The organism is Salinibacterium sp., assembly GCF_031364185.1.
In the GTDB taxonomy this organism is placed as follows: Bacteria; Actinomycetota; Actinomycetes; order Actinomycetales; family Microbacteriaceae; genus Rhodoglobus.
Genome location: NZ_JANLVV010000149.1, coordinates 1 through 10,625 on the forward strand (window position 1 = coordinate 1; position 10,625 = coordinate 10,625).

The window sequence follows — 10,625 nt, forward strand, 5'->3', positions numbered from 1 at the left end:
ATTGAAGGTGTGGAAGAAGGCTTCCTGGGTCGAGTCCTTGCCCTGCAGGAACTGGATATCATCAATGAGCAATATGTCGATTTCGCGGTATCGCGATTGGAAGACCGAGGCTCTATTGTTTGCAATCGAGTTGATGAAGTCATTGGTGAATTCCTCGCTCGAGACATACCTGACCCGGATGCCCGGGTAGAGGCTTTCCGCGTAGTGGCCGATTGCGTGCAGGAGGTGAGTCTTACCGAGGCCGGACTCACCGTAGATGAAAAGCGGGTTGTACGCCTTCGCGGGAGCCTCAGCAACCGCCACAGCGGCGGCGTGAGCAAATCTGTTGGAGCCTCCGATGACGAAGTTGTCAAAGCTGTACTTCGAGTTCAGTCGTGAGTCCGACCGTCTCGGCTGGTCGACCGGGGCAACGACGGTCGGTTCGATGTAAGACTGTTCCGCTGGGTCGGCCGATTGCTCGAGGATGTCCTGTTGGATGTCGGGGTTGACCACGATGGCGAAGTTGGACACCTGCTCGTCATCACCAAGCCCCGCGATAGCGTTGAGCAGAGGCAGGCGGATTCTCTGCTCGAGCATTCCGCGGGTGAGTTCGTTGGGAACTTCCAGGTAGAGAGTTCCCGCCATCACCCCTTTGGGTTCGACGAGGTTGATGAATCCAAGCAGTTGGGGTGTGATCCTGTCGTCGGAGGTGAGTCGCGCCAACACCGAGTGCCAGATCTCTCGGGTCTGGTCTGGTGATTCCGACATTAACGCCCACATCCTTTTTGGTTTTCTACTCACAGGGTTATCCACGGCCCTGGCAATCCGACGCCGCCACCGAATCGAGTGAAATCCAAGTAATTCGGGTGGCTTTCACCTTAGTTGTCCACAGCATGTCGTTACCAACCCCAGTTACTCACATGTGGATAATGCAGGATCAGCTGCATAAAGTTTGACCGCCACTGATTAACACCGTAGTTTTAATCAGTTGACTTCCAGCCCTTCACTGTTACCGGCGAGGGCGCCTACATCTTTCCGGCCTTCAGAGCTGGGCTTTGGAGATACCACTATGAGCAAGAGAACTTTTCAGCCAAATAACCGTCGTCGCGCCAAGGTGCACGGCTTCCGCCTCCGTATGCGCACCCGCGCCGGCCGTGCCATCCTGGGCGCTCGTCGTCGCAAGGGGCGCACCGAGCTCTCCGCGTAGCAAGAGTCGAGCGTCAGACGGTGCTCGCCCGAGCGAATCGTGTAACGAAACCGGCCGACTTTCGTATGGTAGTTCGAAGCGGGCGCCGGGTGGTCTCACCCAACGTCGTTGTGTATGTTCTGAGCCGTGTCACCATAGGCCCAGACCGTGTCGGGCCCAGCCGCTGTGGGTTCATTGTGACCAAAGCTGTCGGTAACGCGGTGATCAGGAACACCGTGCGTCGTCGACTCCGTGAGGCGTGCCGAGCCGTTCTTCCCACCCTTAATGGCAGCACGGATATCGTCATTAGAGCACTGCCAGGCTCTCCCGAGGTTGCTTGGGCTACTCTTCAGGCTGAGCTCACTGAATCGATAAACAGGGGTGTGATGAAGCGATGAAGCACGCGCTGTCGTACGTCATGCTTGCTCCGCGAAACTTGTGTGTCGTCATTCTTAGGCTGTATCGGGCCATCATTTCTCCCCTGTACGGCAACGTCTGCAGGTACTACCCCTCGTGCTCGCATTACGCACTTCAGGCGATCCAGCATCATGGTGTGGTCGGTGGAATGTGGTTAGGGACGAAGCGAATAGGCCGATGTCACCCGTGGGCTGACGGTGGAGTCGACGACGTTCCCGTCCGCACACCAGCGCGGGTATCAATCACCGGCTTTGGTTTTGCCGTGCCAACCAATAATTTTTTCATAAGCCAGGGAAAGGGCTGACCAGCAGCATGCCTGACATTATCAACACCATCCTGTGGCCCATCAAGTGGGTCGTAGAGGCGATCCTCGTGTTCTTCCACACCGTGCTTGAGGGTGCCGGTCTCGACGCCGACGCCGGCCTAACCTGGGTGCTCTCCATCGTCGGGCTGGTTCTTGTTATTCGCGCCGCGCTGATTCCCATCTTCGTCAAACAAATCAAGAGCCAACGCCGGATGCTTGAGGTCGCCCCGCAAATCAAGAAGATCCAGGACAAGTACAAGGGAAAGAAAGACCAGTTCTCGCGTGAGGCCATGTCTCGCGAGACAATGGCCATGTACAAGAAAACTGGCACAAACCCGCTGAGTTCCTGCTTGCCCCTTTTGCTGCAGATGCCCATCTTCTTTAGTCTTTTCTCGGTTCTCAGCCACGCGCAGAACTACGAAAAGAACATCAGGGACGGGCTCAATGTCGCGGGTGTTGGGTTGATGAACGACGACCTATCAAAGTCTTTTGGGGCAGCCTCGCTCTTCGATATCGCACCACTGCACCTCGCGATTAGCACCGCCAATGGCAATGTCGCGGTCATCATCATTGCGGTCATCATGGTCATTCTTATGACCGGCTCGCAGTTCATCACTCAGCTCCAGATCATGTCGAAGAACCAGTCGGCAGAGATGAAAGCAAGCCCGATGTACAAGCAACAGCGCATTTTGCTGTATCTGCTACCGCTCGTTTTTGCATTCTCGGGTTTCACTTTTCCGCTGGGCGTGATGTTCTACTGGCTGGTATCGAACTTCTGGACGATGGGCCAACAGTTTCTCGTCATCAGAAACCTGCCGACACCCGGTAGTGAGGCCGCCCTCGCCCGCGAAGCTCGCCTAGCGAAGCGGCAGCAACGCAAGGGCATCGTCATCATCGAAGACGAAGCGGGCTCGACAGCAGTCGAAGAAGTGAAGAACGTCCAGCGGCAGCAGCCCGTCGCTAAGAATCGTGCCAAGAAGAAGAGTGGAAGCAATAAACGATGAGTGATGTAACCGAGGTCGACAAGGCTGAACCAGTAACTCCCGCAGAGGTCGCGCAGCTGGATTCCGGCGCTGCCGAAATCGATGGTGCCACCGAGTCGGTGGCGGCTTCGTCTCCGAGCCAGCTCGAGGAGGAGGGCGACATAGCGGCCGACTACATCGAGGAGCTACTCGACATCACTGATCTGGATGGTGACATCGAAATCGACGCGCGCGGTGGGCGAGCGTACCTTTCGGTTACGTCCAGCCAAGATACGAATCTGCGACTGTTGTCACGACCAGACACCGTCACGGCGCTACAGGAACTCACTCGGATCGCCGTGCAGACTAAGACCGGAGCGTTCTCAAGGCTCATCCTTGATATCGGTGGGTCACGGGAGACTCGGGAAGCCGAGCTGGCTCTTTTGGTCGATAAGGCAGTGGAACGGATTGAGGCCGGCGCGCAGTCCGCCGCCTTGCCCGCGATGTCCTCCTACGAGCGAAAGCTCATCCATGATGTCGTCGCCGAGCGTGGGTTCATCTCGCAATCGGAGGGCGAAGGCCGCGATCGTCACACCGTGATCACGCGGTCATAGTTTCACGTGAAACATTGGTGTACGTGTCGTCCGTGAATGAGAGCGTGCCGGTGTCAGGCAGCGTAGCGGAGTCTTTCCCGACGGAGGCGACCCCGGTGCCACCGGATACGTACAGCGATCAGCTCGAGCTCGAACCCGAACATGCCGCCGCGCTGTTCGGCGATCGTGTTCACTTAGCCCGTCGATATACAGAGGATCTCGGTCGTCGGGGCGAGGAACTCGGTCTGATTGGTCCACTTGAGCTCCCACGTCTATGGTCACGGCACATCGTAAATTGCGCATTGGTTGCGCCGCTCCTACGTCCAGGGCGGGTGGGAGACATCGGTAGTGGTGCCGGGCTGCCGGGACTGGTTCTGGCCATCGCCAGGCCAGACGTGCATCTCGTTCTGATCGAACCCATGGAGCGACGGGTGGACTGGCTGCAATTCGAAGCGGCCGAATTGGGGCTTACTAACGTCTCCGTGGTTCGCGCCAGGGCAGAGGACGCCCAACTGGGATCCCCGCTCGATCAGGTCACCGCCCGAGCCGTCACCGCGCTCACAAAGCTTATCCCCGCCAGTGTTCAGTTACTCCGGCACGGTGGAGAAATGATCTTCATGAAGGGCGCGCGGGTCGACGATGAAGTTGCGGCAGCACAGCCCGTGATCCGTAAACACCACCTCGTGGCCGTAGAGGTGGTCGTGTTGGGAGGTGGAGTGACCCCGGAGTTGACGAGGGTGTTTCGGGCTACAGTGGATTGATCACGATCAGCGTCATGACGATCGCCCACGCGGGTGTACCAGGCTCGAGCCAGTAGAAGGTTTCACGTGAAACATCCCGAAGGTAGCCTTGCGAGTTCGACGAGGAGTTTCGATGACACGACCCCTCTGGCCCGCGAGATCGCCGAGAACACCCGCAGGCGTCAGGCCATAGCGGCCGAGACCCTCCCCCTACCAAACGAGACTCGCGTATTCACGGTAGCAAATCAAAAAGGCGGGGTCGGTAAAACCACCACTACGGTGAATCTCGCAGCGGCTCTCGCGCGCGAGGGCGCACGGGTGCTGGTGATCGACCTTGACCCGCAGGGCAATGCGTCAACGGCGCTGGGGGTGGAGCACCGCGCAGACACAGTGAGCGTCTACGACGTGATCATCGGTGATGTTCCGATGGCAGACGTAGTGCAAAGGAGCCCGGAGTTTGATGGCCTGTACTGTCTGCCGGCTACCATCCATCTCGCGGGGGCGGAGATTGAACTTGTGTCGCTGGTTGCTCGGGAGCAGAGACTTCGCACTGCCCTCGATACATTCCTGAACGGCTCCCCCGAACTCTTCCACTATGTGTTTGTCGACTGCCCACCATCCCTGGGGCTGCTCACCATCAACGCATTCGTCGCGGCCAAGGAGGTGCTGATTCCGATCCAGTGCGAGTACTACGCCCTCGAGGGCCTCAGCCAGCTTCTCAGCAATATCCAACTCATTGAGCGGCACCTTAATCCCGATCTTGCCGTGTCTACCATCCTTCTGACGATGTACGACTCGCGCACCAATCTCGCGAACCAGGTGGTAAAGGATGTGCGCGATCACTTCCCCGACCAGGTGCTTCACACGCTCATCCCCCGTTCCGTTCGAATTTCTGAGGCCCCAAGCTATGGACAGACTGTGATCAGCTACGACGCAAACTCACCCGGATCCCTTTCCTATCTCGAAGCCGCCGGCGAAATCGCCCGTCGTGGGGCGCCTCAGTAATGGCCGCGCCCAAACGCACGGGTCTCGGCAGGGGGATCGGTGCACTGATCCCTGCGAACGACGAATCAACCCGGCGCCCCGTGGATGTCTTTTTCCCCGGAGGAACAAGCGCCGTCCAGGGCTTACTGGCTGTGCCTGGTGCGAAGCTGGCCAATCTATCGCCAGACGACATAGTTCCCAACGCGAAGCAGCCTCGCACCGAATTCCGCGAAGAGGAGCTCGGTGAACTCATCGTCTCCATTGGCGAGGTTGGAGTTCTCCAGCCCATCGTGGTCAGGCCACGGGTCGGCGCTGCAGTGGGCGAACCCCAGTACGAACTGATCATGGGGGAGCGCCGGCTTCGCGCCACCAAGTCGCTTGGCCTGGCGACCATCCCCGCCGTCATCAAGAGCACCGCAGACGAAGACATGCTTCGGGACGCCCTGCTTGAGAACCTCCATCGTGCCAACCTCAACGCGCTGGAAGAGGCATCCGCCTACCAGCAGCTGCTCGCTGACTTCGGGATCACCCAGGACCAGCTCGCCACTCGGATCGGCCGCTCCCGCCCGCAGATCACGAACACGCTCAGGCTCCTCAGGCTCCCGACGGCGGTTCAGAACCGGGTCGCTTCCGGGGTGCTCAGTGCTGGGCACGCGAGGGCGATCCTCTCCGCTGGGGATGTCGCATCCATGGAGAAGCTTGCAGACAAGATCGTGAACGAGGATCTCTCCGTGCGGGCTGCTGAGGCCGCGGCGGGCCAGCTTTCACTCAAGCCCAGCAAGTCTAAGCCCGTCGCTGGCCGACGCCAGGGACAGCTGGATGAAGTTGCCGAGCGATTGGCAGATCGACTCGACACCCGGGTCAGAGTGACGCTCGGTGCCAGTAAAGGTCAGATCGTGATCGATTTTGCCACGGTAGGTGACCTCAACCGCATTCTCGGGGAGCTGGGGCAGGACGGCTTTGCCCGCTAGCGGAGGCGAGTCCTCTGGTCGCATCCGGGTCGGCATCGACAGCCCGACCTGAAGCGATGTCCTGGCTCTGCTCGGGTGCGGTGCCCTTAGTGCCCTCGGGGACTCCGAGGGTGAAGTGAAGTCCATGCGCACGACACCACTCGCGCGCGGCCGCGGGGTCGGTACCCTACTGCTCGAGAGAATTCTTGACGAGGCCAGGGCACGAGGCTACAGCGCGGTACGCCTCGAGACGGGTACCGAAGAGTACTTTTCCGCGGCACGGTCGCTCTATTCCAGATTCGGATTCACGGAGTGCGCGCCCTTCGCGAGCTACACCGATGACCCCAACAGCGTCTACTTCGGGATCAACCTGGTGTAAGCCCAGCACCACGTCAACGCGAGGGGGGGTCAGCGGGATTCCGCAATCGCGGCCTCCGCGAGGGCTGAGTACACCCAACCCAAGTCGTGGCCGGCCGCTTCCAGTGCCTGAGGGAGAACCGATGTCTCCGTCAGGCCGGGGAGCACGTTGGCCTCCAGGAACCATGGCGTTCCCGCTCCGTCCACGATGATGTCGACGCGGGACAGGTGCCTGAGGCCAAGCGCGCGATGGGCCTCGAGGGCCGTCTCCGCTGCCCTATGAGAGATAGAATCCGCGATTCGCGCTGGAACGTAAAAGCGGGTCTCACCAGCATTATATCTAGCCTCGAAGCTGTAGACGCCCGACAGTGGTTCGATCTCTACGGCGGGCAGGGCAACCGGTCCGTCCCCGCTATCGATGATGCCGATGGCAATCTCGGTGCCCGTGATCTTCTGCTCGATGAGAGCTACATCCCAGTAGGTGTACGCATCGACCATGGCACGAGGGAGCAACGAACGGTCATCCACGATTGTCACGCCCTGGGAGGAGCCGCCCTGGGCTGGCTTGACGACGAGCGGCCCCGAGAACTCGTCCGAGATCTCCTCGAGGATGCTGTGGGCGCCGAGTTCACGGAACGCGTCCCGCGGTAGGGCGATGGATGCGGGGGTTGAGACCCCGGTACGACTGACGATGGCTTTTGCCGTGGGCTTGTCCCACGCGAGCCGTGAGGCGTCGGCCCGAGATCCGACAAAGGGAACGCCCATGAAGTCGAGCAGTCCACGAAGAGCACCGTCCTCACCGCCGGCGCCGTGGAGGGCGGGCCACACGACGTCGGGACGGCTTTCGCGGAGGTATGCCAGCAACGTGGCATCCGGATCCCTTAACTCGACGTCGAGCCCATGGGAGGCGAGACTGTCTGCGACCCTCCGGCCGGATCGCAGTGACACGTCGCGCTCGTGCGAGATCCCGCCGGCCAAGACCAGCACCTTCGTGGAGGCCATCAGCCGAGATTCGCGGGAGGGTTCGACATCGAGGCGGCCGGGCGCACGACGGGCAGGGGAGCGGTCTGCGAGAACGTGGTCAGCAGTTCTCGCTCCCCGTTGATCACCGTGGACAGCCTGCGAATTCCTTCCCGGATGAAGTCCGGCGTCGGGTAACAGAAGGCCAGGCGGAGCTTATTGCGGCCGCTGCCATCGGCATAGAACGCCGTCCCCGGTGTGTACGCGACGAGTTCCTTGACGGCACGCGGCAACATCGACTTGGCGTCGATGTTGTCTGGCAGCGTGACCCAGACATAGAATCCGCCCGTCGGAGTAGTCCAGCTGAGGTCGGGCAGGTAATCCGCGAGCCCCGCGAGCATGGCATCACGTCGCTCTCGGTACACGTCACGGAACGTCTCAATCTGCCCCCTCCAATCGGCAGTGCTGAGGTACTCGTTGATGACGTGCTGGGTGAAGGAACTGGGGGACAGCACGGCCGCTTCATTCGCGAGGATGAGTTTCTCGCGGATCGCGTGCGGCGCCAACGCCCATCCCACCCTGAATCCCGGCGCGAGAGTCTTCGAGAACGTGCCGAGGTAGATGACGCCGTCTTCTTCCACTGATCGCATGGCATGGGGTGGCTGGCCATCGAAATACAGCAGGCCGTACGGGTTGTCTTCAAGCACGAGGATCCCGTTTCTTCGACAGATCTCGAGGATCTCGAGCCTCCGTTCCCAGCTGAGGGTCACGCCGGTGGGGTTGCTGAACGTGGGAACCGTGTAGAGGAACTTGATCGTCTTGCCGGCAGCCTTTACTCTCGCGATGCTCTCGCGGAGCGCCTGGGGGATCAGGCCTTGTTCATCCATCTCCACATGCTGGATATCGGCCTGGAACGACGTGAAGACAGTGATCGCGGTGACGTAGCTCGGTGCTTCGGCAAGCACCACGTCACCGGGATTGATGAACAGCTTGGTGACCAGCTCTAGTGCATGCTGCGAGCCGGTGGTGACGACGATATCGTCGACGCCGGCACGGATACCCTCGAGCGCCATGACCTCCAGGATGTGCTGCCTGAGTGCAGGCATCCCCTGCCCTGATCCGTATTGCAGGGCCACCGCACCGCTATTGGCCAAGACTCGATCAATAGCACCGCTGATCAGCTCTTTAGGCAGGGCGGAAACGAACGGCATGCCGCCGGCGAGGGAGACAACCTCGGGCCGGGATGCCACCGCAAAAAGGGCTCGTACCTCGGAGGCGGCGAGGCCAGCAGTGCGGTCGGCGTAGTGGCTGTACCACCGGTCGAGATTATTGCCCGCATTGGTCATGCGTTGTCCTTTTCCGTCGCGAAGAGTCAAGGATATCTTTGCGAAAGAGAAAAGCCCCGGCCCACGATGGGGACGAGGCTATTCTCAGGCGTTTTGTTACGCCAGGAACTCAGCGAGGTCGGCCTCGATAGCGGGTTTCGGCTTGGCACCGATGACGGTCTTCACCACCTCGCCACCCCGAAAAACCTTCATCGCCGGAATGGAGGTGATCTGGTATTTCATCGCCATCTGAGGGTTATCGTCAACGTTGAGTTTGACGATCTTGATCTTGTCGGCGTGCTCGGCGGCGATCGCGTCGAGGATCGGGGAGACGGCACGGCAGGGGCCGCACCATTCGGCCCAAAAATCGACCATGATCGTGTCGCTCGAATTGAGCACCACATCGGCGAAGGTAGCGTCGGTGACGTCCTGTGCTGCTGACATTATTGTTCCTTACGGGTTGTCTGGGTTGGTTGTCTGGGTTGGATCTGTGGGTTGGATCTATGGGTTGGTTTTCAGGCGATGGCTGGCTGAAGTTCAGTCAGGGTCAGCCGTTCTTTTGGGAGGCCTGCCAGGTAGTGCTCGGCGTCGAGGGATGCAACGGTGCCGGAACCGGCGGCAGTCACGGCCTGCCGGTAGGTCGGGTCGATGACATCACCGGCGGCGAACACGCCGGCAAGGTTCGTGCGCGATGAGCGACCGTCCACCGCGATGGTTCCGTCGGCGTTGAGGTCGAGCTGTCCGTGGACCAGGTGAGTGCGGGGGTCTGCACCGATAGCGATGAACAGGCCGGATAGGTCGAGAGTGCTCTCTGTGCCATCCACTGTGTCAACCATGCCGATGCCGGTCACCAGCTCGTCACCATAAATGTGCGCCACCGTCTTGTTGAAGAGGAATTCAATCTTCGGGTCACTGGATGCTCGATCCTGCATGGTTTTGGATGCCCGCAGCGAATCTTTGCGGTGGATCACATACACCTTGTCGGCGAAACGTGTCAGGAACGTGGCTTCCTCCATGGCGGAATCTCCGCCTCCAACTACGGCGATCGTCTTCTGGCGGAAGAAGAATCCATCGCAGGTCGCGCACCACGAGACCCCGTGGCCGCTCAGGCGTTCTTCGTCATCGAGGCCGAGCTTTCGGTAGGCGGATCCTGTCGCAAATATGACGGTAAGAGCCTCGTGCACGTCGCCATTGCCGAGGGTCACGCGCTTAACGTCACCGTCCAGTTCCAGCCTGGTAACGTCATCAAGCACGATCTCGGTGCCGAATCGTTCGGCCTGTGCCTGCATGGCCATCATCAGGTCTGGACCCTGGATGCCGTCAGCAAATCCCGGGTAGTTCTCCACCTCGGTGGTCTTCATGAGCTCGCCGCCGGCCTCGACCGAACTCGCGATGAGCAGGGGCTTCAGGTTGGCTCGAGCAGCATAGATCGCTGCGGTGTATCCGGCCGGGCCCGAGCCGATGATGATGATCTGGCGCACGTTGACTATCTCCCTCAGGGTGTTCACTGCCTGCTACAACACCATCACGCTATCGGCTATTCCGAGAGAGAGGCTGCTAGCTTCTGCGGCGGATCCGGTCGAGTAGCGGCTGCCCGAAGGCGCGCAGCTCGGGGTTTCGAGTCAGCCACAGCAGACCGAAATACACGACGGCCATGCCGAGGCCGGCGACGATCATCGACACGATGGCCCCGAAACGGTCTGCCATCGGGAAGGCGCCGGCCGCGACGCCACCCAGCAGCTGCAGGATGCCCCACCCCACCGCCCCGGCGGGAACGACCGCCGCAGCGAACCACAGCGCCTGGCCCGCGACGCGCCTGGTATCGAGGTGGCCGAGCGGCCGCCGCAGCACCAGAGCAGAGAGGATCG

Annotated in this window: 14 protein-coding genes and 1 pseudogene; 9 read left to right on the top strand and 6 right to left on the bottom strand. The window is 60.5% G+C overall.

Annotated features, from left to right (window positions below; genetic code table 11):
• Positions 1–747 (bottom strand): DnaA ATPase domain-containing protein (locus RMN95_RS06660; protein WP_309616159.1); only part of this gene is annotated, 747 nt, incomplete at its 3' end.
• A gap of 301 nt (positions 748–1,048) precedes the next feature.
• On the opposite strand from RMN95_RS06660, the gene rpmH reads away from it, so the two are divergent.
• From rpmH to RMN95_RS06705, 9 genes are all read left to right on the top strand, one after another.
• Positions 1,049–1,186, top strand: coding sequence for a 50S ribosomal protein L34 (rpmH, locus tag RMN95_RS06665; RefSeq protein WP_010204566.1), 138 nt, complete (start codon positions 1,049–1,051; stop codon positions 1,184–1,186).
• A 20-nt stretch (positions 1,187–1,206) separates the two neighbouring features.
• A complete protein-coding gene (gene rnpA / locus RMN95_RS06670) occupies positions 1,207–1,563 on the top strand; it encodes a ribonuclease P protein component (RefSeq protein ID WP_309616160.1) in 357 nt (118 codons plus the stop codon).
• Positions 1,564–1,583: 20 nt separating this feature from the next.
• A complete protein-coding gene (gene yidD, locus RMN95_RS06675) occupies positions 1,584–1,886 on the top strand; it encodes a membrane protein insertion efficiency factor YidD (protein ID WP_309616168.1) in 303 nt (100 codons plus the stop codon).
• Between the two features lie 8 nt (positions 1,887–1,894).
• Positions 1,895–2,890, top strand: a complete 996-nt coding sequence (yidC, locus tag RMN95_RS06680; protein WP_309616161.1) for a membrane protein insertase YidC — start codon at positions 1,895–1,897, stop codon at positions 2,888–2,890.
• Positions 2,887–3,462: a R3H domain-containing nucleic acid-binding protein gene (locus RMN95_RS06685; protein ID WP_309616162.1), complete on the top strand. Its 576-nt coding sequence runs from the start codon at positions 2,887–2,889 to the stop codon at positions 3,460–3,462. Before yidC ends, RMN95_RS06685 begins: the two co-directional genes overlap by 4 nt.
• A gap of 95 nt (positions 3,463–3,557) precedes the next feature.
• The gene (rsmG, locus tag RMN95_RS06690) at positions 3,558–4,202 is read left to right on the top strand and encodes a 16S rRNA (guanine(527)-N(7))-methyltransferase RsmG (RefSeq protein WP_309616169.1); all 645 of its coding nucleotides are present in this window, start codon (positions 3,558–3,560) and stop codon (positions 4,200–4,202) included.
• Between the two features lie 66 nt (positions 4,203–4,268).
• Positions 4,269–5,186, top strand: coding sequence for a ParA family protein (locus RMN95_RS06695; RefSeq protein WP_309616163.1), 918 nt, complete (start codon positions 4,269–4,271; stop codon positions 5,184–5,186).
• Positions 5,186–6,136 (top strand): ParB/RepB/Spo0J family partition protein, encoded by a 951-nt coding sequence (locus tag RMN95_RS06700; protein WP_309616164.1) that lies wholly within the window; start codon positions 5,186–5,188, stop codon positions 6,134–6,136. Before RMN95_RS06695 ends, RMN95_RS06700 begins: the two co-directional genes overlap by 1 nt.
• A gap of 67 nt (positions 6,137–6,203) precedes the next feature.
• Positions 6,204–6,494 carry a GNAT family N-acetyltransferase gene (locus RMN95_RS06705; protein ID WP_309616170.1) on the top strand — a complete coding sequence of 97 codons (291 nt, stop codon included), beginning with the start codon at positions 6,204–6,206 and terminating at the stop codon, positions 6,492–6,494.
• A 29-nt stretch (positions 6,495–6,523) separates the two neighbouring features.
• Here RMN95_RS06705 and RMN95_RS06710 read toward each other — a convergent pair whose 3' ends face one another.
• The 5 genes and pseudogenes from RMN95_RS06710 to RMN95_RS06730 form a co-directional block, all read right to left on the bottom strand.
• On the bottom strand, positions 6,524–7,474 hold the full coding sequence (locus RMN95_RS06710; protein ID WP_309616165.1) for a D-alanine--D-alanine ligase: 951 nt from the start codon (positions 7,472–7,474) through the stop codon (positions 6,524–6,526).
• A complete protein-coding gene (locus tag RMN95_RS06715) occupies positions 7,474–8,778 on the bottom strand; it encodes a PLP-dependent aminotransferase family protein (protein WP_309616166.1) in 1,305 nt (434 codons plus the stop codon). The genes RMN95_RS06710 and RMN95_RS06715 overlap by 1 nt, the downstream gene beginning before the upstream one ends.
• A gap of 96 nt (positions 8,779–8,874) precedes the next feature.
• Positions 8,875–9,201: a thioredoxin gene (gene trxA / locus RMN95_RS06720; RefSeq protein ID WP_309616167.1), complete on the bottom strand. Its 327-nt coding sequence runs from the start codon at positions 9,199–9,201 to the stop codon at positions 8,875–8,877.
• A 71-nt stretch (positions 9,202–9,272) separates the two neighbouring features.
• Entirely contained in the window at positions 9,273–10,238 is a 966-nt protein-coding gene (gene trxB, locus RMN95_RS06725; RefSeq protein ID WP_309616171.1) for a thioredoxin-disulfide reductase, read from the bottom strand.
• Positions 10,239–10,314: 76 nt separating this feature from the next.
• A pseudogene (locus tag RMN95_RS06730) lies at positions 10,315–10,625 on the bottom strand (hypothetical protein); the annotation flags it as partial.